Raw genomic sequence first — 25,229 nt, forward strand, 5'->3', positions numbered from 1 at the left:
ATGGAACGAGGCAGTGCGATGGACATCGATCTGGACACGCTCACGGTCGAAGCCGTGCAGGCGGGTTTCAAGGCCGGCACGTTCACGGCGGAACAACTGGCGCAGGCCTGCTTCGAGCGGATCGAGCGCGATAACGGGCGCTACAACGCGCTGATCTTGCTGAACCCCGCCGCACTCGACGATGCACGCGAGATCGACAGGCGGCGCGCTGCCGGCGAAGTGCTGGGGCCGCTTGCCGGCGTGCCGGTCGTCATCAAGGATCCGATGGACATGGTCGGCTTTCCGACCACGGCGGGATGGAAGAAGCTTTACAGCAAGCATGGCGGCGTCGACCTGATGCCGGCCCGCGATGCGCCGGTCGTCGCACGCATGCGGCGCGCGGGCGCGATCCTGCTCGGCAAGACCAACGTGCCCATCCTGAGCCACACGGGCACGCATGCGAACGACAGCTGGGCAGGCCCGACCCTTAACGTACCGATGCCCGACCGCGCACCCGGCGGCAGCAGCGCGGGAACGGCGTCGGCGGTGGCATCAGGCATGGCGGTGCTCGGGCTCGCCGAGGAAACGGGCGGGTCGATCCAGAACCCGGCGTCGGCGCAGGATCTCGTCGGCATCAAGCCGACCATCGGACTAGTGCCGAATGCGGGCGTCGTACCCTTGTCGGGCAATCGCGATGTAGTGGGGCCGATTGCCCGCACCGTGCGCGACGCGGCGCTCTGCCTCGATGCGCTCGCGGGATATTCGAGCGAAGACCCGAAGACGCTGGCGGGCGTCGGGCGGCAGCCTGCTGGAGGTTATGCAGCGGCGCTTGCGGCGGATGCGTTGCAGGGCAAGCGCATCGGCTTGTATGGGCCGGGCTGGCGCACGCAGGCGCTCTCCGACGAAGCCGCCGCGCTCTATGAACGCGTGCAGCGGGAACTGGAGGAACTGGGCGCGGTGCTGATCGAGGATCCGTTCGCCGGTTCGGGCTTCGCTGACTTGCGCAAGCCGACGCCGCCGCTCGAACACTTCGATGCACGTGGACTCGAATCGATTCCGTACGATCTGGAAAAGTATCTGCAACGGCTGGGCAAGGATGCGGCGCTCAAGACGTTCGCGGAATTCGCCGAAGCGACACGTGATGAAGATGCGTTCGGACCTGAAGGCGTGCTGCGTTATCTGCATAGCCTTGCGGACTTCCGCACTGCGCTGGCCGATCCGTCGCTGCCGCCAAAGATGCCGGAATTCGTCGCACTGAAGGCGCGCTATCTGACGATCTTCGACAGCGTGATGAGCCAGCATCGTCTCGATGCGCTCGTGTTCCCGCAAATGCGCAGCGAGCTTCCGTCGCTGCGTGGCAAGGAAGTCATCCAGGAAACGACCGTCGGCGAGATCAATATCGCGGGCTTGCCGGGCATTGCGGTGCCGGCTGGATATTACGCATCCGGTTCGCCGTTCGGCCTGATCTTCGTCGGACGCCAATGGGACGAGGGCGCGCTGCTCGGCTATGCCTACGCGTATGAATGCGGGACGCAGCACAGGAAGGCGCCGCGGCTTTCCTGACTTCACGTTGGACCGGCGCCCGGGCGTCGGTCGGCTCAAAAAAGACCAGTCGATCAGCCTTCTCCGGGTAAACCGCAGGGCTCCGATAAATTCTTGGATATAGTTGGCATACGGAGTATATTTCGATCCAGAGAAATCGAGACCTTGTGGAGGCAGACATCATGCAATTTCATCTCAACGGTTTTCGCACGGACGATCCGGGCATCGAACCCGCGGCCGAAGGCGCGCCGCACGTTGCAATGCCAGACGCGGTGGATGTGCTCATCGTCGGCAGCGGTCCGGCTGGACTCGTGCTCGCGGCACAGCTGGCGCAGTTTCCGTCGATCACCACGCGCATCGTCGAACGTCGTGCGGGACCGTTGCTGATGGGGCAGGCGGACGGGGTCGCGTGCCGCACGGTGGAAATGTTCCATGCCTTCGGCCTCAGCGAACGGCTGCTGCGCGAAGCGTACTGGGTCAACGAAACGGTGTTCTGGCGGCCGGATGCCGCTGACCGGGACGCGATTCGTCGTACCGGACGCGTTCAGGATACCGAAACCGGCATGTCCGAATTTCCGCACGTGATCGTGAATCAGGCGCGCTTGCAGGCCTATCTGCTCGATCTGATGCATCGTTCCGCGCAGCGCCTCGAACCGGATTACGCGCTCGAAGTCGTCGATGTCACGCGCGACGACGCTTCTGATCATCCGCTTACCGTCACGCTGAAGCGCACGGAAGGGGAGCGTGCCGGTGAAGAGACGAAGGTCCGCGCGCGTTATGTCGTGGGTTGCGACGGCGCTCGCAGCCGCGTGCGTGCGGCCATCGGTCAGACGCTCAACGGCGACGCCGCGAATCACGCGTGGGGCGTGATGGATGCGCTGGCGGTGACCGACTTCCCCGACATTCGCCTCAAGGCCGCGATTCAATCGGCGAGCAAGGGCAATCTGTTGCTCATCCCGCGCGAGGGCGGTTATCTGGTGCGCTTCTATGTCGATCTCGGCGAAGTGACGCCGGAGAACCGCGACGGCATTCGACAGATCGAGGTGGAGCGCATCATCGAGACGGCGCAGCGCATCCTGCATCCTTATACGCTCGACGTGAAGGAAGTCGCGTGGTTCTCGGTGTATGAAGTGGGCCAGCGTCTGACCGAACGTTTCGACGACGCCATGACGCCCGATGGCTCATCGCGCGAACCGCGCGTGTTCATCGCGGGCGATGCCTGTCATACGCATAGCGCGAAGGCGGGGCAGGGCATGAACGTGTCGATGCAGGATGGTTTCAATCTCGGCTGGAAGCTGGGCGCAGTGCTTCAGGGCCGCAGCGATGCCAGCGTGCTGCGCACCTATTCCGATGAACGCCAGCCGGTCGCGCAGGAGTTGATCGACTTCGACAAAGAATGGTCCGCGATGATGGCCGCGCCGCCGAAAGACCCGGCGCATCCGGAAGCGGGCGGCGTGGATCCGGCGGAGTTGCAGGCGTATTTCGTGCGCGCGGGCCGCTATACGGCGGGCGTTGCCACGCATTACCGGCCAGGTCCGCTGACGGGCGAGACGACGCATCAGACGCTCGCGCGCGGCTTCACGATCGGCACGCGCTTTCATTCGGCGCCGGTGATCCGCATCGCCGATGCCAGGCCGATGCACCTCGGTCACGCAGCGCTCGCCGATGGCCGCTGGCGTCTGTATGCGTTCGCGGATGCAAGCGTCCAGGCGTTCGATGCGCTCTGCGAGCATCTGGCTGCATGGCTGCGCGACATCACGCCACCTGATGCCGACATCGACAGCGTCATCGATCTGCGCGCGGTGTTGCAGACTCCGCATCGCGACGTGCGCTTGCAGGACTTGCATGCGCTGCTGTTGCCGCGCAAGGGCCGCTACGGGCTGGTGGATTATGAAAAGGTATTTACGCGCGACGAGTCGGCTGATATCTTCGACGCGCGCGGCATCGATCGCGAACGGGGTGCGCTTATCGTGGTCCGTCCGGATCAATACGTGGCGCATGTGCTGCCGCTCGATGCGTTCGATGAACTGAACGCATTCCTGCGTCCGCTGTTCCGAACCCGTTCCACTGCTTGATCCCGTCGACCGTGCCTGCTCAAACTCATTTCCCCGCCGCCCTTTCCCGATTCACCGGCAGTCTGGTGCGGCGCGCGCAGCAGCGGCATCTGGCGGTCTGGCAGAGCGAGGTGTCGACGGAGATCACCAGCGTGCAATACGCCGCGCTTGAAATCCTGCAACGCACGCCGGGCGTGAACCAGCGTCAGCTCGGCGACGAACTCGATGTTGACCGCTCCACCATCGCGGAACTCGTGGCGCGCATGGCCCGCAATGAGCTGATCGAGCGTTCCGACGATCCTGTCGACAAGCGCAGCTACGTGCTCTCGCTGACACCCGCCGGCAAGAAGCAGCTTGCGACGCTGCGGCCTCGCGTGGAGCAGGTGGAGCGCATCCTGACCGCAAGGCTGTCAGCAGCGGAGGGCCGTGAATTGCGGCGCCTGCTGCTGGCCTTGTTGCCGGAAGAAGCGTGACGCGTTAGTTCGAGCTTTCGAACGGCACACGCACATTTCCTTCCATCAGCACGCGGGCGCTGCGGCTCATGATGGCCTTGGTGACTTGCCAGGCACCTTCCGCCTGCACCGCCTCCGCGCCGACCCGCAGCGTGCCCGACGGATGCCCGAACCGCACTGACTGACGCTCCCCGCCGCCCGCCGCGAGATTGACGAGCGTGCCGGGGATCGCCGCCGCCGTGCCGATGGCCACCGCCGCCGTACCCATCATCGCGTGATGCAGCTTGCCCATCGACATCGCGCGCACCAGCACGTCCACATCTTCGACGCCCACTTGCTTGCCGCTCGATGCCGTATACGCCGCCGGCCGCGCGACGAACGCGACCTTCGGCGTGTGCTGGCGCGTGGCGATTTCATCGAGACTCTTGATGAGCCCCATGCGCAGCGCACCGTGCGCGCGGATGGTCTCGAAGCGCTTCAAGGCCGCTTCGTCGCCGTTGATGGCGTCCTGCAACTCGGTGCCCGTGTAACCGATGGCATCGGCGTTCAGGAAGATGGTCGGAATGCCCGCGTTGATCATCGTGGCCTTCAGCGTGCCGATGCCCGGCACGTCGAGATCGTCGACCACATTGCCCGTCGGGAACATCGCGCCGCCCGCGCCTTCTTCCTCGGCTGCCGGATCGAGGAATTCGAGCTGCACTTCAGCGGCCGGAAAGGTCACGCCGTCGAGTTCGAAGTCGCCGGTTTCCTGCACGGCGCCGTTCGTCATCGGCACATGCGCGATGATGGTCTTGCCGATGTTCGCCTGCCAGATGCGCACGATCGCAATGCCGTTGTCCGGCACGCGTTCCGGATCGACGAGCCCGCCGCCGATCGCGAACGGACCCACCGCCGCCGAGAGATTGCCGCAGTTGCCGCTCCAGTCGACGAAGGCCTTGTCGATCGACACCTGACCGAACAGGTAATCGACATCGTGGCCGGGCCGCGTGCTCTTCGAGACGATCACCGTCTTGCTCGTGCTCGACGTCGCGCCGCCCATGCCGTCGATCTGCTTGCCGTACGGGTCGGGGCTGCCGATCACGCGCATGAACAGCGTGTCGCGCGCCGCGCCGGGCACGCGTGCGGCCTCGGGCAGATCGTTCAGGCGGAAGAAGACGCCCTTGCTGGTGCCGCCGCGCATGTAGGTCGCGGGGATCCTGATTTGAGGTGCGTGTGCCATGTGAATCGAATCCTTTGAAAGAATAGACGGCGCGTCAGGCGGCAGCCTTCGACGATTCCAGGAAGTCCTGCGCGAAGCGTTGCAGCACGCCGCCTGCTTCGTAGATGGACACCTCTTCGGCGGTATCGAGCCGGCACGTGACGGGCACTTCCACGCGTTCGCCGTTCTTGCGCTGGATCACGAGCATGAGGTCCGCGCGCGGCGTGCGTGCGCCGATCACGTCATAGGTTTCGGTGCCGTCGAGCGCGAGCGTCACGCGGTTCACGCCCGGCTTGAATTCGAGCGGCAACACGCCCATGCCGATCAGGTTCGTGCGATGGATCCGCTCGAAGCCTTCCGCGACGATCGCCTCGACGCCCGCGAGCCGCACGCCTTTCGCGGCCCAGTCGCGCGACGAGCCTTGGCCGTAGTCCGCGCCCGCGACGATGATGAGCGGCTGCTTGCGCTCCATGTAGGTTTCGATGGCCTCCCACATGCGCGTGACCTTGCCTTCGGGCTCGATGCGCGCCAGCGAGCCTTTCTTGATCTGGCCATCGACCACGGCCATTTCGTTGATGAGCGTCGGATTGGCGAAGGTCGCGCGCTGCGCCGTCAGATGATCGCCGCGATGCGTCGCATACGAATTGAAGTCCTCTTCGGGCAGGCCCATCTTCGTCAGATATTCGCCGGCGGCGCTGTTCGCGAGAATCGCGTTGGACGGCGAGAGGTGATCGGTCGTGATGTTGTCGCCGAGCAGGGCGAGCGGCCGCATGCCGCGCAACGTGCGTTCGCCCGCCAGCGCGCCTTCCCAGTACGGCGGACGGCGGATGTACGTGCTCTGGCCGCGCCAGTCGTAGAGCGGGTTGATCGCGTCGTCGCGCGTCTGCGTGAGCGCGAACATCGGCTCATACACGCGGCGGAAATGCTCGGGCTTCACGCTCTGCGCGACGATCGCATCGATCTCCGCATCGTCGGGCCAGATGTCCTTCAGATACACCGGCTGACCGTTCGCGCCGGTGCCGAGCGCATCTTTCTCGATGTCGAAGTGGATCGTGCCCGCAATCGCATACGCGACGACGAGCGGCGGCGAAGCCAGGAACGCCTGCTTCGCATACGGGTGAATGCGGCCATCGAAGTTGCGATTGCCGGAGAGCACGGCGGTGGTGTACAGCTCGCGCTCGACGATCTCCTGCTGGATCACCGGATCTAGCGCGCCCGACATGCCGTTGCAGGTCGTGCATGCAAACGCGACGATGCCGAAGCCGAGCTTCTCGAGTTCAGGCAGCAGGGCGGCGTCCTGCAAGTAGAGTTCGACGGCCTTCGAGCCCGGCGCCAGCGACGACTTCACCCACGGCTTGCGCGTGAGGCCTTGCGCATTGGCGTTGCGTGCAAGCAGTGCCGCTGCGATCACGTTGCGCGGATTGCTGGTGTTGGTGCAGCTGGTGATGGCCGCGATGATGACCGCGCCGTCCGGCATCTTGCCGGGCGTCTCTTCCCACTTGCCGGCGATGCCGCGCGCCGCGAGCTGCGACGTGGGCAGGCGCTTGTGCGGATTCGACGGCCCCGCCATGTTGCGTTCCACGCTCGACAGATCGAAGCGCAGAATGCGCTCGTAGCGCGCGTTCGTAAGCGTATCGGCCCACAGGCCCGCGGTCTTCGCGTAGGTCTCGACGAGGCGGATCTGTTCTTCGTCGCGGCCGGTGAGGCGCAGATAGTCGATGGTCTGCTGGTCGATGTAGAACATCGCCGCGGTCGCGCCGTATTCGGGCGCCATGTTCGAGATGGTCGCGCGGTCGCCGAGCGTCAGGCTCGCCGCACCTGCGCCGTAGAACTCCAGATACGCGCCGACCACCTTCTCCTTGCGCAGGAATTCGGTGAGCGCGAGCACGATGTCCGTCGCCGTGATGCCCGGCTGCCGCTTGCCCGTCAGCTCCACGCCGACGATGTCCGGCAGACGCATCCAAGACGCGCGGCCCAGCATGACGTTCTCCGCTTCCAGGCCGCCGACGCCAATCGCAATGACGCCGAGCGCATCGACGTGCGGCGTGTGGCTGTCGGTGCCGACGAGCGTATCGGGGAACGCGACGCCGTTGATCGCATGGATCACGGGCGACATCCGCTCCAGATTGATCTGATGCATGATGCCGTTGCCCGGCGGGATCACCTCGACGTTCTCGAAGGCCTGCTTGGTCCAGTCGATGAAGTGAAAGCGGTCCTCATTGCGGCGGTCCTCGATGGCGCGGTTCTTCTGGAACGCATCGGGATCGAAGCCGCCGCATTCGACCGCCAGCGAATGATCGACGATCAGCTGCACCGGCACCACGGGATTCACCTTGGCGGGATCGCCGCCCTGTTCGGCGATGGCGTCGCGCAGGCCGGCCAGATCGACCAGCGCGGTCTGGCCCAGGATGTCGTGACACACCACGCGCGCCGGATACCACGGGAAGTCGCGCTCGGTCTTGCGCTCGATCAGTTGCAGCAGCGAGGCGTCGAGCATCGCCGGATCGCAGCGGCGCACCAGGTTCTCGGCCAGTACGCGCGACGTATAGGGCAGGGTGTCATAGGCGCCGGGCGAGAGGGCGTCGACGGCCGCGCGCGCATCGAAGAAATCGCACGGGGTGCCGGGAAGAGGTTTTCGGTTTGCAGTATTCATGGCCGTGTCTCGCTCATCGCATGGTCTGGTTTCAAGGGCCATGCTGCAAGGGTATTGTCGGGGGTCGAACGTTGACTACGATATCAAAAAGGCCCTGCTGCCGTGCGCGGCGGCAAGGCCCGGGTGTTACATGCGCTTCACTTGCGTTCGCGCAGCGGCGTGAACTTCAGGTTGTCCGGTCCCGTGTAATTCGCGCTCGGGCGGATGATCTTGTTGTCGATGCGTTGCTCGATGATGTGCGCGCTCCATCCCGACGTGCGCGAGATCACGAACAGCGGCGTGAACATGGCCGTGGGCACGCCCATCATGTGATAAGAAACGGCGCTGAACCAGTCGAGATTGGGGAACATCTTCTTCGCGTCCCACATGACCGTTTCGAGGCGCTCGGCGATGCTGAAGAGCTTCGTATCGCCCGCTTCCTTCGAGAGCTTCTTCGCGACTTCCTTGATGACCTTGTTGCGCGGGTCCGAGATCGTGTACACCGGATGCCCGAAGCCGATCACCACTTCCTTTCGTTCCACGCGCTGCTTGATGTCGGCTTCGGCTTCGTCGGCGTTCAGATAGCGCGACTGGATTTCGAACGCGACTTCGTTGGCGCCGCCGTGCTTCGGGCCGCGCAATGCGCCGATGCCGCCCGCGATCGCCGAATACATGTCCGAACCCGTGCCCGCGATCACGCGCGCCGTGAAGGTGGACGCGTTGAATTCATGTTCGGCGTAGAGGTTGAGCGACACATGCATCGCATCGACCCACGACTTCGACGGCTCCACGCCATGCAGCAGATGCAGGAAGTGTCCGCCGATGGAATCGTCATCGGTTTCCACTTCAATGCGCTTGCCGTTGTGCGAATAGTGATACCAGTAGAGCAGCATCGAGCCGAGCGAGGCCATCAGCTTGTCGGCGATATCCTTCGCGCCCGGGATGTTGTGATCGTCCTTCTCGGGCAGGATCGTGCCGAGCACGGAGACGCCGGTGCGCATGACGTCCATCGGATGCGCCGAAGCGGGAATCCATTCGAGCGCGGCCTTGAGGTTCGCGGGCAGGCCGCGCATGGCCTTGAGCTTGGTCTTGTAGGCCTTCAGTTCGGCGGCGTTCGGGAGCTTGCCGTGCACGAGCAGATAGGCAATCTCTTCGAACTCGGACGTGTTGGCGAGATCGAGAATGTCATAACCGCGATAGTGCAGATCGTTGCCGGTGCGGCCGACCGTGCACAACGCGGTATTGCCCGCCGTCACGCCGGACAGCGCAACCGACTTCTTCGGCTTGAAACCGCCCGTGGCGGTGCTGTTGTCTGCTTCGCTCATGTGTTCGTCTCCTGGGTGCGTTATTTCTGGGCGGAAAACAGCTGGTCGAGCTTGTCTTCGTAGGCGTGATAGCCGAGGTACTTGTACAGGTCCGCGCGCGATTGCATGGTGTCGACGGCAGCCTTTTGCGTGCCGTCGCGCCGCACGGTTTCATAGAAGTTCAGCGCCGCTGCGTTCATCGCGCGATATGCGCCGCAGCAGTACAGCGCGATATCGACACTGGCGTCCTTCAGTTCATCGACGGTGAAGAAGGGCGTCGAACCGAACTCGGTCAGGTTCGCGAGGATCGGCACCTGCACCGCCGCCTTGAAGCGCCGGTAGTCATCGAGCGTCTTCATCGCCTCCGGGAAAATCATGTCCGCGCCGGCTTCGACATAAGCCACCGCGCGTTCGATCGCGGCATCGATGCCTTCGACAGCGGCCGCATCCGTGCGCGCCATGATGACGAAGGAGGCGTCGGTGCGGGCATCGACGGCCGCCTTGACGCGATCCACCATCTCGCCCGTCGAAACCACTTCCTTGCCCGGACGATGGCCGCAGCGCTTCTGTCCGACCTGATCCTCCATATGCACGGCCGCCACGCCCGCCTTGATGAACGAGCGGACCGTGCGCGCGATGTTGAATGCGCCGCCCCAGCCCGTATCGATATCGACCATCAGCGGCAGCGACGACGCATCCGTGATGCGCCGCGCGTCGGTCAGCACGTCTTCCATGGTGCTGATGCCCAAGTCCGGCATGCCGAGCGAGTTCGCGGCGACGCCGCCGCCCGACAGATACAGCGCCTTGAAGCCGACGGCCTCGGCCATCTTCGCCGCATAGGCGGTAATGGCGCCGACGACCTGCAAGGGGGATTCGTCCCGGACGGCCTGGCGGAAGCGCGCGCCGGCAGTCTGTTCGAGTGGGGAGTTTGAGTTCACGTTTGATGTCTCCTTGGAAGGCACCGATCGTTTGCAAAATCCCTGCCATGTGGGGCAGGCGGTGTAAGCCGTTGATTTGCCTGAAGTTGGCTCACTGCCTTGCGCGTCGGTTGATTTCAGAAATGAAATTCGAGTTTCGAAATGGGTATGCGTGCGTTAGGCTATGGGTTTCCGTCCATGCCTGTGACAGCCCCACCATGAAACCCGAAACCGCCTCACGTCCCCGCATCTGGGCGGTCGGCATCAGCCGGCTGCGCGACCTGTTCATGGACGTCGGCGAGGAATACGCCGACCGCGCCGATCTCGACGCCATCCCGCTCGGCTATGAAGACGCCGTCACGCGCATCGAGTCCGAAACCGGCGGGCGGCCCGATGTCATCGTCGCGGGCGGTTCGAACGGCGCGTATCTGAAGACGCGCGTGTCGGTGCCGGTGGTGATCGTCAGCCCGACCGGCTTCGACGTGATGCAGGCGCTCGCCAAGGCGCGGCGCGAGGATGCCCGCATGGCGCTCGTCACGCACGGCGAGACGCCGCCGGAGATTCGCCGCTTTCTCGCGGCGTATGCCATCGACGTGGCCTGCGAGTCGTATCGCTCGGCGCAGGACGCGGAGCATCTCGTGCTCGATCTGCGCGACCGCGGCATCGACGTGGTCGTGGGCCCCGGCCTCGTGACCGATCTCGCCGCCCGTGCCGGCATGCAGTCGGTGTTCCTCTATTCGCGGACCTCGGTTGCCTCGGCGCTGGAGACCGCGCTCGAAGTCGCGCAGGCAATGCGTCGCGAAGCCGGGCGGCGTGCGCGGCTCGACAACCTGCTGCAGCATCTGCGCGACGGCGTCGTGGCAGTGGATGCCGAGGGCCGCATCGAAGCGATCAATCGCCGCCTGCTCGATGCGCTCGGCCTGCCCGATGCCGCCCGCGTCGCCGGCCGTGCGCTGCTGGACGTGGCGCCGGCGCTCGACGGCATCCTGCCCGCGGATGGCGAGGATGTCGTCGGCCATGTGCGCGGCGTCAGCTACGCGATCCATCGCGGCCCGCTCGGCGCGGACGGCGCCACCGGCGGTACGCTCTTCACGTTCCAGGAATCGCGCGCCGTCGAGCGGCTGGACCGGACGCTGCGCGCGCGGCAGGGCGCACAGGAATTCGTCGCGCGCTACCGGCTGGAGGCGATCGTCGGCGAGTCGGACGTCATGCAGCGCGTGAAGACGCTGGTGCGCAAGTACGCCACGTCCGACGCCACGCTGCTGATCCTCGGCGAAAGCGGCACCGGCAAGGAAATGGTCGCGCAGAGCATGCACCAGATGAGCCGCCGCAAGGACTTTCCGTTCGTCGCGATCAACTGCGGCGCGTTTCCGGAAGCCTTGCTGGAAAGCGAACTGTTCGGCTACGAGGAAGGCGCGTTCACCGGCGCGCGCAAGGGCGGCCGGGCGGGACTGATCGAAGCGGCGCATCGCGGCACGCTGTTTCTCGATGAAATCGGCGAGATGCCGTCTTCGCTGCAAAGCCGGCTGCTGCGCGTATTGCAGGAGCGGGAAGTCGTGCGGCTCGGCTCGACCGAACCGACGCGCGTGGATATCCGCGTGATCGCCGCGACGCATCGGCCGCTGGCGCAGGCCGTGCAGGACGGCTCGTTCCGTGCCGATCTGTTTTATCGCATCAACATCCTGAGCATCGCGTTGCCGCCGCTGCGCGCGCGGCCCGGCGATATCGCGCCGCTCGCCGTCGAACTGCTCGCGCAGGCGGCCAGCCGCGATGAAACGCTCGGCGGGCGGCTGCCGGATCGCGACGCGGTCGGCAAGGCGCTCGCGCCCTTGCAGGCAGCGCTGGGCGCCTATCGCTGGCCGGGCAACGTGCGCGAACTGCAGAACGTGATCGAACGGGTCGCCGTGGAGATGGCGCATCTGCCGGGGCGGAGCGGGCGGGAGCCGAAGCTGTCGCTGGACGATTTCGCGGCCCTCGCGCCCGAAGTCTTCGATACGGCGCAGGACGCGGACGCCAACCCCGGCCTGCGCCAGATGAGCCGCTCGGCGGAGGCGGATCAGGTCCGCGCCACGCTGAACGAATACGGCGGCGATCGCGATGCGGCGTGCCGGGCGCTCGGCATCAGCAAGACGACGCTGTGGCGCAAGCTGAACGACAAACGCTGACGGACAGCGCTGACGGGAGTCGGGAAACTACGGAGAAAACGCCTGCCCGGCGGAAAGCTTTCAGAAGGGCACGGTTTTTTATACTTCCTGACATTGCAGGCGATTGTTTCGGCAAGCGCCTTGAAGCTGTTCAGGAGACTTTCCCGATGCCGTTCCGAGCACGATCGCTCGCCCGCTGGCTGGTCTGCGTTGCCTTGGCAAGCGCGCTGTGCGCGGCGCAGGCGGCGCGCGCGGAGCCCATCCGGCTGATGACGGGCGGCGTCGCCAAGCTGATCTATCTGCCGGTCATGCTCGCCGACCAGCTCGGCTACTTCCGTCGCGAAGGCCTCGACGTGCGCGTGCTGTCGTCGCCGGCGGGCATCGACACGTCCACCGAACTCGTCGCGGGCGCCATTCAGGGCGCAGTCGGTTTCTATGACCATACGATCGGTCTGCAAAGCCGTGGCATGGACGTGCAGTCGGTGATCGTGCTGGGGCGCTCGGCGGGCCTGATCGAACTGACGCGCAGCGCAAGCGCCATGCGCACCATGGCCGATGTCAAAGGCCGCAAGCTCGGCGTGACCGGTTTCGGCTCGTCGACGGATTTCCTCACGCGCTATCTGGCGGCCCGCGCGGGCGTGCCGGCCGGGGCTTACACCGTGGTGCCGCTCGCGACCGAAGCGGCGTTCGAGCGGGCGCTCGTGTCGGGTGAAGTCGATGCCGCCATGACCGAGGAACCCACCGCCACGCGTCTTCTGTCGCGCGGCGTGGCGCGGCCGCTGGTGGACTTGCGCAGCATCGCCGACTCGCGCGCGCAACTGGGCGGCTCGTACGTGGGCGCGTGTCTCTACATGCGCCGCGAATGGATCGACGCCCATCCGGATGAAACGGCGCGTCTGGTGCGCGCGATGCTGGCCTCGCTGCGCTTCATCCAGACGCACAGTGTGCAGGACATCGCGGCCGCGATGCCGGCGGCGCTGAAGGGCGACAACCCGGCCATCTACCGGCAGGCGCTGACGGTCATGAAACCGGCCTTTTCGACCGACGGACGCATGCCCGCCGACGCCCCCGCAACGGTGCTCGCGATCCTCGCCGAAGCCGATGCCGAAATATCGGCACGGCACGTCGATCTCGCGCGCACGTGGACCGACCGCTTCGTCGCCGCCGCGCAGTAACGCGATTCCACATCACAACGGAGACACGCTCATGCGAGCGATTCAGATTCATGAGTACGGCGGTCCGGAGGTTCTGCGGCGCGTCGAGATCGAGGTGCCGAAGCCGGGGCCGGGCGAGGTGCTGGTGCGCGTCGTCGCGGCGGGCATCAACTTCATGGACGTCCATACGCGTCAGGGCAAGTATCGCGATTCGCGCACCTATCCCGTGCGCCTGCCGTGCACGCTCGGCATGGAAGGCGCGGGCGAGGTGGTGGAGTGCGGCGCGGGCGTCACGTCGTGCCGTCCGGGCGACCGGGTGGCGTGGTGCATCGCGTGGGGCGCGTATGCGGACTATGCGGTGATTCCCGCCGCACGCCTCGCGCGACTGCCGGACGGCATCGCCTACGACATCGCCGCCGCCGCGATCTTCCAGGGTTCCACGGCGCACTATCTGCTCGACGATGTCGCGCAACTCGAAACCGGCATGACCTGCCTGGTGCATGCGGCGTCCGGCGGCATCGGACAGTTGCTCGTGCAACTGGCGAAGCGGCGCGGCGTGCAGGTGTTCGCGACGACCAGCACCGCCGAGAAGGCCGCCATCGCCCGCGAGCGCGGCGCCGATCACGTGCTGCTCTACGAGCACGGCGGCTTCGCGGACCGGGTGCGCGAACTGACCGACGGACGCGGCGTCGACGTGGTGTTCGACGCCGTCGGCAGGACAACCTTGCGCGACAGCTTCCGCGCGACGCGCGTGCGCGGGCTGGTGGTGAACTACGGTTCGGTGACAGGCCCGATGCGCGATCTCGATCCTTATGAACTCGGCGAAGCCGGTTCGCTGTTCCTGACGCGCCCGCGCCTCGCCGACCATCTCGCCGATGCCGCCACCGTGCAGCGCCGCGCCGACGATGTCTTCGCCGCCATCCAGCAGGGCGCGCTGCGTGTGGAGATCAACGGCCGCTACACGCTGGACGACGTCGAACTGGCGCATGCGGCGCTCGAAGAGCGGCGTCAGTCCGGCAAGGCCGTGATGGCGATCGCCTAGGTTTCAACTTTTCCCAATTCTTCCGGCGACGCCCAAGCGTCGCCGGTGCTCCAACTCGTCCTTTCGCTATCCGAGGATGCTGATGAAAACCGATATTCCGAATCGCTCCGAATCGCCGTTCCGCTCCGTGTTTCGCGTGGTCAGCGGCAATTTCCTGGAGATGTACGACTTCACCGTCTACGCCTATTACGCGAGCGCCATCGCGCATACCTTCTTTCCGGCCGAGAACGAATTCGTCTCGCTGCTGCTGGCGCTGTCGGTATTCGGCGCGGGCTTCGTGATGCGGCCGATCGGCGCGCTCGTGCTCGGCGCCTACGTGGACCGGCACGGACGCCGCAAGGGGCTGATCCTGTCGCTCTCGCTGATGGCGGTCGGCACCGCGTGCGTGGCGCTCGTGCCGGGTTATGCGGCCATCGGCATCGCGGCGCCGGTGGTCGTGCTGTTCGGGCGCCTGCTGCAAGGCTTCTCGGCGGGCGTGGAGCTGGGCGGCGTCTCGGTGTATCTCGCCGAGATCGCGACACCCGGCCGGCGCGGCTTCTTCTGCTCGTGGCAGTCGGGCAGCCAGCAGGTCGCGGTGATCTTCGCGGCATCGCTGGGCGTGCTGCTCAACCAGACCCTGCCGCCCGCCGATGTCAACGCCTGGGGCTGGCGCATTCCGTTCCTGATCGGCTGCCTGATCGTGCCGTTCCTGTTCCTGATCCGCCGCACGCTGCGCGAGACCGACGAGTTCGCGGCCCGCAAGCATCATCCGTCGATGAGCGAGATCATGAAGTCGATGGTGCAGAACGCCGGCCTGATTCTCGGCGGCATGGGGCTCGTCATCATGACCACGGCATCGTTCTATCTGATCACCACCTACACGCCGACCTTCGGCAAGAACGTGCTGCATCTGTCGTCGATGGATTCGCTCATCGTCACCGTCTGCGTGGGTCTCTCGAACCTGATCTGGCTGCCGGTGTCGGGCGCGGTGTCGGACCGTTTCGGACGCCGTCCCATCCTGCTGCTCTTCACCGTGCTGACCATCCTCACGGCCTATCCGGCGATGCAATGGCTGGTCGCGGCGCCTTCGTTCGAGCGCCTGCTGGCGGTGGAACTGTGGCTCTCGGTGCTCTATGCGTGGTACAACGGTGCGATGGTGGTCGCGCTCACCGAGCTGATGCCGGCGCACGTGCGCACGACCGGTTTCTCGATGGCCTATAGCCTCGCCACGCTGGTGGGCGGCTTCACGCCGGCCATCTCGACCTCGCTGATTCACTTCACCGGCGACAAGGCCGCGCCCGGCGCGTGGATGGCCGTGGCGGCCGTGTGCGGCGCGGTGGCGACACTGGTGCTGTACCGCTCCCGCGAGGCCCGCAACGGCTACAGGTGGCACGGCGTGACCGAGCAATGAAACTGCTGCTGATAGAAGACAATCATCAACTGGCGCACTGGCTCGCGAGAACCCTGACCGACGAGGGCTTTCTCGTCGAGCATGCGCCGGACGGCGAAGCGGCCGAGGCGTCGCTCGCCGGCACACGTTACGACGTCGTGCTGCTGGACCTCAACCTGCCGGGGATGTCGGGCAAGGCGGTGCTGCGGCGCATGCGCGACGGCGCCAACGACACCCCCGTGCTGGTGCTGACGGCCACGGGCGATATCGGCGAGAAGGTCATCTGCCTGAGCGACGGCGCGGATGACTACGTCGTCAAGCCCTTCGACGACCGCGAACTGGTTGCGCGCATCAAGGCGCTGGCGCGGCGTCACGCGCCGGTGCGCTCGAACCGCCTGCGCTGCGGCACGCTGCTGTACGACATGGACCGCCGCCAGTTCTTCGTCGACGACGACGCGCTCTCGCTCACGCCGCGCGAGCACGCGGTGCTCGAAGCATTGATCCTGCAGGCCGGACGCACCGTATCGAAGGCGGTGCTGGCGGAAGCGGTGGACGACCGCGATGCGCCGCCGAGCGGCGATGCCATCGAAATCTATATCTCGCGGCTCAGGAAGAAGATCGAGAAGAGCACGGCGGCGATCATCACGCTGCGCGGGCTCGGCTATCTGCTGGAACATGAAGAGCCGCACGCGTAGCCTGCGCACGCGGCTGCTGCTCTGGTTCATCGTGCCGATGACGGCCTTCGGCCTGATTGCGGCCTGGATCACGCATGCGAACGCGCGCCGTACCGCCGACCTGCTGCAGGACGCGGCGCTGCTGGCCGCCGCCCGCGTGCTCGCCGCCGATGTGCGCTGGAGCGGCGACGACCTGGTGGCGTCGGTGTCGCCGAGCACGATCCAGATCGTCGGCACGCCGGAGGGCGATCAGGTGTTTTATCGCGTGCAGATTGCAGGCGGTGCGGTGATCGCGGGCACGTCCGATTTTCCGGGCCTGCCGCTCGCCGGACTGCCGCAGTGGTACGACGCGCGCGTGTCCGGACTGCCGGTGCGCGCGGTGTCGCTGACGCGCCCGATGTTCGACGCGGGCCGCACCGTCGAGGTGGTCGTCTCCGTGGGACGCACGCAGGCGGCGCGCGACGCGCTCGTCGCCTCGCTGTGGAAGCCGCAACTCGCCTATATCCTCGGCAGCATCGCCGTGGCGATGGCGCTGATCTGCGCGGGTCTCGCGCTGGAACTGAGGCCGCTCGAACGGCTCGCCGCCGCGCTCACCGCGCGTCCCCGGCAGGGCCGCAACCGCATCGACGCCACCGATCTCCACGCCGAGTTGCAGCCGCTGGTCGCGGCCTTCAACGCGTCGCTCGACGTCATCGAGCAGCAGAGCGCGACGCAGCGGCGCTTCATCGCGGACGCCGCGCATCAGATCCGCACGCCGCTCACGCTGCTCGGCTCGCAGCTTCAGTACGCGCGCCGTCAGCACAATCTCGACGAAGTGCGCGAGACGCTCGCGGCCATGCATCACAGCAATCGCGCGATGGTCGCGCTCATCAATCAGTTGCTGATGCTGGCGCAGGCCGAATCGGCCGATTACACGCGTTTCGAGCGCGAGTCCGTCGACCTGAAGGAGGTCATCGCGCGCGCGGTGGAGAAGCTGGCGCTGGCGGCGAGCCGTCGCGAGATAGAACTGGCCGTATCCTTCGATGATGCCGCGCTCGTCGTCAGAGGCAGCGAGCCGTTGCTGTCGGCGGCGCTTTCTAATCTTGTCGATAACGCCATCCGCTATTCGCCCGACGGCACGCGCGTCACGGTCGAGGCGCGGCGTGTCGACGACGCCGTGCAGGTCTGCGTCCTCGACGAAGGCCCGGGCATTCCGGCGGAACTACGCGAGCGGGTGTTCGAGCCGTTTTTCCGGGCGTCGGAGGAAGAGGGCAGCGGGTTGGGTCTCGCCATCGCGCGGGAGATCGTGCGGGCGCATGGAGGGACGATCGAGATCGGTGAAGCCACGCCGCAGCGGGGCGCCAAGTTCACGGTGATCCTGCGGGGGTGATTAACCGCGCCCGCTCCCGCCGTCCTGAAACGTGCGCGCCATGAAGTCGACGAACGCGCGAATCCGCGTCGACATCTGGTGACGTTGCAGATAGACCGCGTAGATATCGGCGTTGGGCGTTTCGTAGTCGGTCAGCACGGGCACGAGGCGGCCGTCGTTCAGATACTCGGCGATATCCCATTCCGCCCGCATCAGGATGCCGTGGCCGTCCAGCGCCCATTTCACGGCGATCTCGCCATCGTTCGTCGTCAGATTCCCGCCGATGCGCACCGCCTCCGTCCTGCGCGCGCTTCCGCGTCCGGATGTCAGGCGCCAGACGCCGTAGGCTTCGTCGCCCTGACGGATGCCGATGCAGTTGTGGCGCGTCAGGTCATGCGGCGTGGCCGGCATGCCGTGCGCGCGCAGATACTCCGGCGTCGCGCACAACAGCCGCCGGTTGGCCGCCAGCCTACGGGCCACGACGCGCGTATCGGGCGGCTCGCCGAAGCGGATGCAGACGTCGAAGGCGTCATCCGTGAGCGAGGGCGGCGCCACCGACAGCTGCAACTGCGCCTGCACCTGCGGATACTGCCGCACGAAACGCGCGAGCGCCGGGCCGACATGACTGCGCCCGAAGCCGAGCGTCGCGTTGACGCGCAGCAGCCCCTTCGGATTCTTGCGCGCGCTGCCGAGCAGTTCGGCGAGTTCGTCGATCTCGTCGAGGATGCGCCGCGCCCGTTCCAGATACAACTCGCCCTCGGGCGTCAGCATCATGCGGCGGGTCGTACGCGTGACGAGCGGCACGCCGGCGCGCTGCTCCATCTGCGCCAGACGCTTGCTGACCGCCGCCGCCGTGAGGCCCAGCTCGCGCGCCGCGGCGCTCAGGCTACCCGCAGCCGACAGCGTCGAAAAGAACGAAAAGTCCGCAGCCTGGACGGTCTCTGCCATATCCCCACTTTCAACTCAAAGTTAAAGATGCCTTGAGTCTAGCACCAGTTGATGCACTCCCGCTTCGGTAAAGTGAACCCACTCGAACCCGACATAGATGGAGACACCATGAAGACCTATCGCATCGCGACCATTCCCGGCGACGGCATCGGCAAGGAAGTCGTGCCCGCGGGCAAGCAGGTGCTCGAAGCGCTCGCGCAAACCGTCAGCACGTTCCGCTTCGAATTCGAGGACTTCGACTGGGGCGCGGATCATTACCGCCAGCACGGCGCGATGATGCCCGCCGATGGCCTCGACGCGCTGCGCGACAAGGACGCCATCCTGTTCGGCTCGGCGGGCGATCCGGACGTGCCCGATCACATCACGCTGTGGGGCTTGCGCCTGAAGATCTGCCAGGGCTTCGATCAGTACGCGAACGTGCGGCCGACGCGCATCCTGCCCGGCATCGACGCGCCGCTGAAGCGCTGCGGTCCCGGCGACCTGAACTGGGTGATCGTGCGCGAGAACTCGGAAGGGGAATATGCGGGTGTCGGCGGACGGGTGCATCAAGGGCATCCGATCGAAGCGGCCACGGACGTTTCCATTCTCACGCGCGCCGGTGTCGAGCGCATCATGCGCTACGCGTTCCGGCTGGCGCAGTCGCGTCCGCGCAAGCTGCTGACCGTGGTCACGAAGAGCAATGCGCAACGTCACGCGATGGTGATGTGGGACGAGATCGCCACGCAGATCGCCGCCGAGTTTCCCGATGTGACGTGGGACAAGGAACTCGTCGATGCCGCCACGGCGCGCATGGTGAATCGGCCGAAGTCGCTGGACACGATCGTCGCGACCAATCTGCATGCGGACATTCTCAGCGATCTCGCGGCCGCGCTGGCGGGCAGCCTCGGCATCGCGCCGACGGGCAACATCGATCCGGAACGCCGTTATCCGTCGATGTTCGAGCCGATCCACGGCTCGGCCTTCGACATCATGGGCAAGGGTCTGGCGAATCCGGTCGGCACGTTCTGGTCGGTGGTGATGCTGCTCGAACATCTCGGCGAGCACGAGGCCGCGCAACGCGTGATGCAGGCCGTGGAAGCGGTGACCGCAAATCCCGCGCTGCATACCGGCGATCTCGGCGGCACCGCGACCACCGCGCAAGTCACCGAAGCCGTCTGCGCGTTGCTGCAGAAAGTCGCGGCCGCGGCCTGAACATTTCCTTTCGAGCGCCGGCTCCGCGAGGGCACGGCGCCGCCTCGTCCGGAGGAGACACATGCAGAACGACATCGAAGCGCGCGTATCGCGCAAGCTGATGTGGCGCATCATTCCGCTCGTCATGCTGCTGTATTTCGTGAGCTTTCTCGACCGCGTGAACATCGGCTTCGCGGCGCTGACGATGAACCGCGACATCGGCCTCTCGCCGGCCGCGTTCGGGCTCGGCGGCGGGCTGTTCTTCATCGGCTATTTTCTGTTCGAAGTGCCGTCGAACCTGATACTCGACCGCGTCGGCGCGCGCATCTGGATTGCACGCGTGATGGTGAGCTGGGGCATCGTGTCGGCGGCGTCGGCGTTCGTGGCCGGCCCGCAGAGCTTCTATGTGTCGCGCTTCCTGCTCGGCATCGCGGAAGCGGGCTTCTTTCCCGGCATCATCCTGTACCTGAGCCAGTGGTTCCCGACGCGTCAGCGCGCCGTGGCCGCCGCCTGGTTCATGGCGGCCGCGCCGATCTCGACGGCCATCGGCTCGCCGCTCTCCGGCGCCATCATGCAACTGCCGCCGATGTTCGGCCTCGCCGACTGGCAGATGCTGTTCATCATCGAAGCGCTGCCTGCCGTGGTGCTCGGCTTCGTCGTGCTGCGTGCGCTGACGGATTCGCCGCAGAAAGCAGGCTGGCTCGCCGACGATGAAAAGACCTGGCTCATCGACCGTCTGCGCGAGGAAGCCGACGCGCGCCGCCAGCATGCGGGTCACACGGGCGCGGCGCTCGCCGCGTTGCGCGATGTGCGGGTGCTTGCGCTGGCGCTGGTGTACTTCGGCACGTCGGCGGGTTTATATACGCTCGGCTTGTGGGCGCCGCTCATCATCAACCAGTATGGCTTTGGCGCGCTCCAGACCGGACTGCTCGCGGCCATTCCCGCGTTGATCGCGGTGCTCGCGATGATCTGGTGGGCGCGGCGCTCCGACCGCTTGCAGGAACGCACATGGCACGTGGTGCTGCCGTGCGTGCTGGCATGCATCGGACTGATCCTGGCCGCGAATGCCCATAGCGCGTTTGCGATCGTCGGGGCGCTGGTGCTCGTGAATGTCGGCATCAGCGCGGCCAAGGCGCCGCTGTGGGCTATGCCGAGCACGTTCCTTTCCGGCGCGGGCGCGGCGGCGGGCATCGCGATGATCAATTCGATCGGCAATCTCGGCGGCTTCGTCGGGCCGTCCGCGATCGGCTGGCTGAAGAAGATCACGGGCGGTTATGGAGCGGGTCTCTATGTGGTGGCGGCGACGCTCGCATTGTCCGCGATCATCACGCTCTTGCTGGCACGCAAGCAGAGCGGGCCTGACATGCATGCCGCAAGTACGGCAGCGGGTTCGACGCCGCGTTGATCGACTCGTCAGCCGATGTCGCGAAGCAGCGCCGCAAGGCGTTGCGTCTCGGCTTCGGACAAGGCCTTGAGCGGCGCGCGCGGAATGCCCGCCTCGAAGCCCTGGATTCTCAGGCCGGCCTTGATCGTCGTCGGCAGGCCGCCCTTGAGGATGAACTCCAGCACCGGCAGTTGCTTGTAGAACACCTTGCGGGCTTCATCGAGCGCGCCCTTCGTGATGGCTGAGAACAGGTCGAGCGTGAGCTGCGGAATCAGGTTCGGTGCGGCCGTACACCAGCCCGACGCACCCGCGCACAACGCTTCCAGCGCCAGCGGATTGCTGCCGTTGTAGAACGGCAGCTCGCCGTTCGACGCGCGATACAACGCGTGCATGCGCTGAATGTCGCCGGTGCTTTCCTTCACCATCGTCACGTTGTCGATCTCGCGCACCAGCCGCATGATGATCTGCGGCGTCAGGTCGATGCCGCTCGTCGCCGGGTTGTTGTACACCATGATCGGCAGGCTGATTGCGCCGGCGATGGCCGCGTAGTGATCGAAGATCTCCTGCTCGTTGAGCTTCCAGTACGAGATGGGCAAGACCATCACCGCATCCGCGCCCGCACGCTCGGCAAAGCGCGCGCGCCGCACGGCGTTCGCCGTGGTCAGGTCCGAGATGCCCACGACCACCGGCACGCGCTTGTTCACCGCGCGCAGCGAGCTATCGGCGACCGCGTCCCACTCGGCATCGCTGAGATACGCGCTTTCGCCCGTGCTGCCGAGCGGCGCGACGGCATGAACGCCATCCTTGATGAGACGCTCGATGCCCTGTTCGAGCGCGGGGATATCGAGCGCGCCGTCCCGCTCGGAAAACGGTGTGACCGGATAGGCAATGATGCCCTTGAACAACGTCGATGCCATGCTGATTTCCTCTTGAGATGAATGTTGATGTGCCCGCCTGAATGGAGGCGGCGTCAGCTGAGTGCGTCGCCGTGCGTGCGCAGCGCGCGGCGGGCGTAGTAGGCGAAGGTGACGGCATCGCGTTTGGGCGTGCTGATCCAGTCGTGCGCTTCGCGGCCGAGTTCGGCGGGAATCGGTTTGATCTCACCGGCCGCCATGGCCGCGAGTTGCAGGCGTGCCGCGCGCTCCATCAGCAGCGCGAGTCCGCAGGCTTCCTCGACGGTCTTGCCGGTCACGAGCATGCCGTGATGCGACAGCAATACCGCGCGCTTCGAGCCCAGCGCAGCCGAGATGATTTCGCCTTCCTCGTTGCCCACGGGCACGCCGGGCCAGTCCTTCAGGAACGCGCAATCCTCATAGAGCGGACACAGGTCCATGTGCGAGACCTGCAAGGGCACTTCGAGCATCGACAGCGCGGCGACATGCAGCGGATGCGTATGGATGATGCAGTTCACATCAGGCCGCGCGCGATAAACCCATGTGTGAAAGCGATTGGCCGGATTGGGAATGCCGGCGCCGTCCAAAGTGTTGAGGTCCTGATCGACGAGCAGCAGATTCGACGCGGTGATCTCGTCGAAACCCTGTCCCAGCGGCTGCGTGAAGTAGGTTCCGGGGGCTTCGGCGCGGGCGGTGATCTGTCCGGCGAGGCCGGAGTCGTGGCCGCCATCGAACAGGATGCGGCAGGTCAGCGCCAGCTTTTCGCGCACGGACCAGGTGCCTTCGCTCAAGGTGTTCAGCCGCTCGTGCGAGCGCGACACGAGTTCGGCCTTCGAGAGGTTCAGGGTGTTGGGAGCAGTCATGGATTCCTCGGGTAGCATACGGACTTGAAGTCGCGACACGGTGTCGCCTATGACTCTGGGTGTAGTATATGACACGACGTGTCATTTGCAACCCGTATTCCGAGGATTTTTTGCGTGTCCGTGTTTCGCTTGAAGATTCTGCGCAGACAGATGAACCTGAGTCTGCAAGACCTGGCCGACCAGACGGAGCTGACCAAGAGCTATCTGTCGAAGGTGGAGCGGGGGTTGAGCGTGCCGTCGGTGGCGGTGGCGCTGAAGCTCGCGAAGGCGCTGCATGTGGAAGTGGATCAGCTATTCGACGATGCCCCCGCCGATGACGCCATCACCGTCGTGCGTGTGGCAGACCGTGTGCCGATGGGCAAGGCCGATGCGGGCGCCGGGTCCGCGTATGAAGTGCTGGCCGCGCGCGCGGGGCACAAGCGGATGCTGCCGTTCGTGATCCGGCCTTCGAAGGACTTCGCGGTGACGGAGTTCAAGGAGCACGAAGGCGAGGAGTTTCTCTTCGTGCATCGCGGCAAGATAGAAATGGAGTTCGCCACGCACAAGGTCGAGCTCGCGACGGGCGACTCCATCTACTTCAATGCGCAGATTCCGCACCGGATTCGCTCGGTGGGTGCGGCGGTGGCCGAAGTGCTGCTGATCGTGGCCACCGATCTTTGATGGTTTGCCTGCGGCCTACAACCCGAAGATGAGCGATCGATGCGCGGCGACGCCCGCCGTCACGCCGGCAGCCGAGGCGAACGTTGCGTTGGCCCACTCCGTCGCTGCATCGCCTGCGGCGAAGACGCCCGGGACACTCGTCTGCTTGCCGTCGTCGACGACGAGGAACGGCCCGAGCGCGCCTTCCTTGAGCGCGCATCCGAGTTGCTGTGCGAGCGGGCTTGCCTGATGCGTCCGCGGCGCCACGAAGAGCGCATCGATGCCGACGACGCGGCCATCGGCGAGACGCACTCCGGTCATCTCCGGCGCATTGCCCAGCACCTCGACGACGCGCGACCGTTCTATCCGCACATGACGAGCTTCGAGCAATGCGGTTTCGTCGGCGGTCGGTTCGACGATGCCTTGCGTGAACCATGTCGTCGGTCCCCAGTCGGGAACCAGCATCGCCTGATGGAATGAAAGCGGGTGCGTCGCCAGCACGCCCAGTTGCTTGTCCGCGACTTCGTAGCCGTGACAATACGGACAATGCAGTACCGAATGTCCCCAGCGTGCTTCGAGTCCCGGTAAAGCAGGCAGGTCGTCGCGCACGCCGGTAGCCAGGATCAGGCGATCCGCGCTCGACGAAGTTCCATCCGCACACGTCACCACGAAACGTCCGGCTTCGCGTTCGGCAGCGAGCGCTTCGCTCATCGTGACTCGTGCAGTCGGGTAGGCCAGCAACTGTGCTGTTGCGTCGCGGATGATGTCGGCCGGCGTCTTGCCATCCTGTCCGAAGAAGCCGTGCGAATGCGGCGCGAAGCGGTTGCGCGGCCGCCCTCCGTCCAGCACCAGCACGCGCCGTCTGGCACGCGTCAGCTGCATCGCCGCCGAGAGTCCCGCAAAGCTCCCGCCGATCACGATCACATCGAAGTGCGTTTCCATCTGATGTCCTCTCAAGTAACTTCACGAGTTTCATGATAGCCGCATGCTACACTTTCATGCAACTTCAAAAGTTTCTTGAGATGATCGTCCGACATGAGAACCGATAGCCGCCTGTCACGCGTCCTGCATGCCTTGATTCACCTGCAGCAGGCGGATGGCCCATTGACCTCCGAAGCGCTCGGCGAAATGCTTGGCACGAATGCGGTGGTGGTCAGACGCTTGTTCGGCGGATTGCGGGACGGCGGTCTGGTTGTCTCGGAGAAGGGGCACGGCGGAGGATGGGCGCTGGCGCAACCGCTCGAAAAGATCACGCTGCTGGATGTGTATCGGGCGGTGGGCGAGCCGCCTCTGTTCTCCGATCTGGTCTCCGAAGATCATCCGGAATGTCTCGTCGAACAGGCCGTGAACGCGCATCTCTCGGCCACCTTGCAAGATGCCGAAGCGGTCATGCTGGCGCGCTTCGAAAAGCTCACGCTTGCAGCGCTGATGCGCGGCGTCAGGCTTCCGGTGTCGCGCGGGAAGGCTTCTGGCAAGCGTTGATAACTTCTTCATCTCCTTCTCTGTTCGTAACTTTTCCCCGC

At 65.6% G+C, this 25,229-nt stretch carries 21 protein-coding genes; 13 read left to right on the forward strand and 8 right to left on the reverse strand.

Annotation, left to right across the window (positions count from 1 at the left end; translation table 11 throughout):
• From QCE83_RS16410 to QCE83_RS16420, 3 genes are all read left to right on the forward strand, one after another.
• Positions 1–1,542, forward strand: a complete 1,542-nt coding sequence (locus tag QCE83_RS16410) for an amidase (RefSeq protein ID WP_309812809.1) — start codon at positions 1–3, stop codon at positions 1,540–1,542.
• Positions 1,543–1,703: 161 nt separating this feature from the next.
• The gene (locus tag QCE83_RS16415) at positions 1,704–3,596 is read left to right on the forward strand and encodes an FAD-binding monooxygenase (protein WP_309812812.1); all 1,893 of its coding nucleotides are present in this window, start codon (positions 1,704–1,706) and stop codon (positions 3,594–3,596) included.
• An 11-nt stretch (positions 3,597–3,607) separates the two neighbouring features.
• Positions 3,608–4,048, forward strand: coding sequence for a MarR family transcriptional regulator (locus tag QCE83_RS16420; RefSeq protein WP_309812814.1), 441 nt, complete (start codon positions 3,608–3,610; stop codon positions 4,046–4,048).
• A gap of 4 nt (positions 4,049–4,052) precedes the next feature.
• Here QCE83_RS16420 and prpF read toward each other — a convergent pair whose 3' ends face one another.
• From prpF to prpB, 4 genes are all read right to left on the reverse strand, one after another.
• Positions 4,053–5,246, reverse strand: coding sequence for a 2-methylaconitate cis-trans isomerase PrpF (gene prpF / locus QCE83_RS16425; protein ID WP_309812818.1), 1,194 nt, complete (start codon positions 5,244–5,246; stop codon positions 4,053–4,055).
• Between the two features lie 34 nt (positions 5,247–5,280).
• The gene (gene acnD / locus QCE83_RS16430; RefSeq protein ID WP_309812821.1) at positions 5,281–7,878 is read right to left on the reverse strand and encodes a Fe/S-dependent 2-methylisocitrate dehydratase AcnD; all 2,598 of its coding nucleotides are present in this window, start codon (positions 7,876–7,878) and stop codon (positions 5,281–5,283) included.
• Positions 7,879–8,015: 137 nt separating this feature from the next.
• A complete protein-coding gene (prpC, locus tag QCE83_RS16435; protein WP_309812824.1) occupies positions 8,016–9,182 on the reverse strand; it encodes a 2-methylcitrate synthase in 1,167 nt (388 codons plus the stop codon).
• Between the two features lie 20 nt (positions 9,183–9,202).
• Entirely contained in the window at positions 9,203–10,099 is an 897-nt protein-coding gene (gene prpB / locus QCE83_RS16440) for a methylisocitrate lyase (RefSeq protein WP_309812827.1), read from the reverse strand.
• Between the two features lie 197 nt (positions 10,100–10,296).
• On the opposite strand from prpB, the gene prpR reads away from it, so the two are divergent.
• The 6 genes from prpR to QCE83_RS16470 all read left to right on the forward strand — a co-directional run bounded on the left by prpR (position 10,297) and on the right by QCE83_RS16470 (position 17,830).
• The gene (gene prpR / locus QCE83_RS16445; protein ID WP_309812831.1) at positions 10,297–12,243 is read left to right on the forward strand and encodes a propionate catabolism operon regulatory protein PrpR; all 1,947 of its coding nucleotides are present in this window, start codon (positions 10,297–10,299) and stop codon (positions 12,241–12,243) included.
• 146 nt (positions 12,244–12,389) lie between these two features.
• Positions 12,390–13,397 carry an ABC transporter substrate-binding protein gene (locus tag QCE83_RS16450; RefSeq protein ID WP_309812834.1) on the forward strand — a complete coding sequence of 336 codons (1,008 nt, stop codon included), beginning with the start codon at positions 12,390–12,392 and terminating at the stop codon, positions 13,395–13,397.
• 31 nt (positions 13,398–13,428) lie between these two features.
• On the forward strand, positions 13,429–14,418 hold the full coding sequence (locus QCE83_RS16455) for a quinone oxidoreductase (protein WP_309812837.1): 990 nt from the start codon (positions 13,429–13,431) through the stop codon (positions 14,416–14,418).
• An 82-nt stretch (positions 14,419–14,500) separates the two neighbouring features.
• Positions 14,501–15,808: an MFS transporter gene (locus QCE83_RS16460; RefSeq protein WP_309812840.1), complete on the forward strand. Its 1,308-nt coding sequence runs from the start codon at positions 14,501–14,503 to the stop codon at positions 15,806–15,808.
• A complete protein-coding gene (locus QCE83_RS16465; protein ID WP_309812846.1) occupies positions 15,805–16,482 on the forward strand; it encodes a response regulator transcription factor in 678 nt (225 codons plus the stop codon). The genes QCE83_RS16460 and QCE83_RS16465 overlap by 4 nt, the downstream gene beginning before the upstream one ends.
• The gene (locus QCE83_RS16470) at positions 16,463–17,830 is read left to right on the forward strand and encodes a sensor histidine kinase (RefSeq protein WP_309812849.1); all 1,368 of its coding nucleotides are present in this window, start codon (positions 16,463–16,465) and stop codon (positions 17,828–17,830) included. The genes QCE83_RS16465 and QCE83_RS16470 overlap by 20 nt, the downstream gene beginning before the upstream one ends.
• On the opposite strand, the gene QCE83_RS16475 is transcribed toward QCE83_RS16470, so the two are convergent.
• Positions 17,831–18,757 carry a LysR substrate-binding domain-containing protein gene (locus tag QCE83_RS16475; protein ID WP_309812852.1) on the reverse strand — a complete coding sequence of 309 codons (927 nt, stop codon included), beginning with the start codon at positions 18,755–18,757 and terminating at the stop codon, positions 17,831–17,833.
• Positions 18,758–18,865: 108 nt separating this feature from the next.
• Here QCE83_RS16475 and QCE83_RS16480 point away from each other — a divergent pair, with 108 nt between their 5' ends.
• On the forward strand, positions 18,866–19,948 hold the full coding sequence (locus QCE83_RS16480) for a tartrate dehydrogenase (RefSeq protein WP_309812855.1): 1,083 nt from the start codon (positions 18,866–18,868) through the stop codon (positions 19,946–19,948).
• A 61-nt stretch (positions 19,949–20,009) separates the two neighbouring features.
• Complete coding sequence (locus tag QCE83_RS16485; protein WP_309812858.1) at positions 20,010–21,332, forward strand: MFS transporter; 1,323 nt, start codon at positions 20,010–20,012, stop codon at positions 21,330–21,332.
• Between the two features lie 8 nt (positions 21,333–21,340).
• Here QCE83_RS16485 and QCE83_RS16490 read toward each other — a convergent pair whose 3' ends face one another.
• Both QCE83_RS16490 and QCE83_RS16495 read right to left on the reverse strand, forming a co-directional pair.
• Positions 21,341–22,228 carry a dihydrodipicolinate synthase family protein gene (locus QCE83_RS16490; RefSeq protein WP_309812861.1) on the reverse strand — a complete coding sequence of 296 codons (888 nt, stop codon included), beginning with the start codon at positions 22,226–22,228 and terminating at the stop codon, positions 21,341–21,343.
• A gap of 53 nt (positions 22,229–22,281) precedes the next feature.
• Positions 22,282–23,067: an aldolase gene (locus QCE83_RS16495; protein WP_309812864.1), complete on the reverse strand. Its 786-nt coding sequence runs from the start codon at positions 23,065–23,067 to the stop codon at positions 22,282–22,284.
• Positions 23,068–23,217: 150 nt separating this feature from the next.
• Here QCE83_RS16495 and QCE83_RS16500 point away from each other — a divergent pair, with 150 nt between their 5' ends.
• A complete protein-coding gene (locus QCE83_RS16500) occupies positions 23,218–23,727 on the forward strand; it encodes an XRE family transcriptional regulator (RefSeq protein ID WP_309815402.1) in 510 nt (169 codons plus the stop codon).
• 15 nt (positions 23,728–23,742) lie between these two features.
• Here the strand turns inward: QCE83_RS16500 and QCE83_RS16505 are convergent, their stop codons facing one another.
• Positions 23,743–24,648: an NAD(P)/FAD-dependent oxidoreductase gene (locus QCE83_RS16505; RefSeq protein WP_309812867.1), complete on the reverse strand. Its 906-nt coding sequence runs from the start codon at positions 24,646–24,648 to the stop codon at positions 23,743–23,745.
• A 93-nt stretch (positions 24,649–24,741) separates the two neighbouring features.
• Between QCE83_RS16505 and QCE83_RS16510 the strand changes: the two genes are divergently transcribed.
• Entirely contained in the window at positions 24,742–25,188 is a 447-nt protein-coding gene (locus QCE83_RS16510) for an Rrf2 family transcriptional regulator (protein ID WP_309812869.1), read from the forward strand.
• Positions 25,189–25,229: the final 41 nt, after the last annotated feature.

The organism is Caballeronia sp. LZ034LL (genome assembly GCF_031451215.1).
Lineage (GTDB): Bacteria > Pseudomonadota > Gammaproteobacteria > Burkholderiales > Burkholderiaceae > Caballeronia.

Coding starts and splice junctions, on each gene's coding strand:
- QCE83_RS16410 (WP_309812809.1), top strand. CDS start 1: ATGGAACGAGGCAGTGCGATGGACATCGATCTGGACACGCTCACGGTC.
- QCE83_RS16415 (WP_309812812.1), top strand. CDS start 1,704: ATGCAATTTCATCTCAACGGTTTTCGCACGGACGATCCGGGCATCGAA.
- prpF (WP_309812818.1), bottom strand. CDS start 5,246: ATGGCACACGCACCTCAAATCAGGATCCCCGCGACCTACATGCGCGGC.
- acnD (WP_309812821.1), bottom strand. CDS start 7,878: ATGAATACTGCAAACCGAAAACCTCTTCCCGGCACCCCGTGCGATTTC.
- prpC (WP_309812824.1), bottom strand. CDS start 9,182: ATGAGCGAAGCAGACAACAGCACCGCCACGGGCGGTTTCAAGCCGAAG.
- prpR (WP_309812831.1), top strand. CDS start 10,297: ATGAAACCCGAAACCGCCTCACGTCCCCGCATCTGGGCGGTCGGCATC.
- QCE83_RS16450 (WP_309812834.1), top strand. CDS start 12,390: ATGCCGTTCCGAGCACGATCGCTCGCCCGCTGGCTGGTCTGCGTTGCC.
- QCE83_RS16455 (WP_309812837.1), top strand. CDS start 13,429: ATGCGAGCGATTCAGATTCATGAGTACGGCGGTCCGGAGGTTCTGCGG.
- QCE83_RS16460 (WP_309812840.1), top strand. CDS start 14,501: ATGAAAACCGATATTCCGAATCGCTCCGAATCGCCGTTCCGCTCCGTG.
- QCE83_RS16465 (WP_309812846.1), top strand. CDS start 15,805: ATGAAACTGCTGCTGATAGAAGACAATCATCAACTGGCGCACTGGCTC.
- QCE83_RS16470 (WP_309812849.1), top strand. CDS start 16,463: ATGAAGAGCCGCACGCGTAGCCTGCGCACGCGGCTGCTGCTCTGGTTC.
- QCE83_RS16475 (WP_309812852.1), bottom strand. CDS start 18,757: ATGGCAGAGACCGTCCAGGCTGCGGACTTTTCGTTCTTTTCGACGCTG.
- QCE83_RS16480 (WP_309812855.1), top strand. CDS start 18,866: ATGAAGACCTATCGCATCGCGACCATTCCCGGCGACGGCATCGGCAAG.
- QCE83_RS16485 (WP_309812858.1), top strand. CDS start 20,010: ATGCAGAACGACATCGAAGCGCGCGTATCGCGCAAGCTGATGTGGCGC.
- QCE83_RS16490 (WP_309812861.1), bottom strand. CDS start 22,228: ATGGCATCGACGTTGTTCAAGGGCATCATTGCCTATCCGGTCACACCG.
- QCE83_RS16495 (WP_309812864.1), bottom strand. CDS start 23,067: ATGACTGCTCCCAACACCCTGAACCTCTCGAAGGCCGAACTCGTGTCG.
- QCE83_RS16500 (WP_309815402.1), top strand. CDS start 23,218: ATGAACCTGAGTCTGCAAGACCTGGCCGACCAGACGGAGCTGACCAAG.
- QCE83_RS16505 (WP_309812867.1), bottom strand. CDS start 24,648: ATGGAAACGCACTTCGATGTGATCGTGATCGGCGGGAGCTTTGCGGGA.
- QCE83_RS16510 (WP_309812869.1), top strand. CDS start 24,742: ATGAGAACCGATAGCCGCCTGTCACGCGTCCTGCATGCCTTGATTCAC.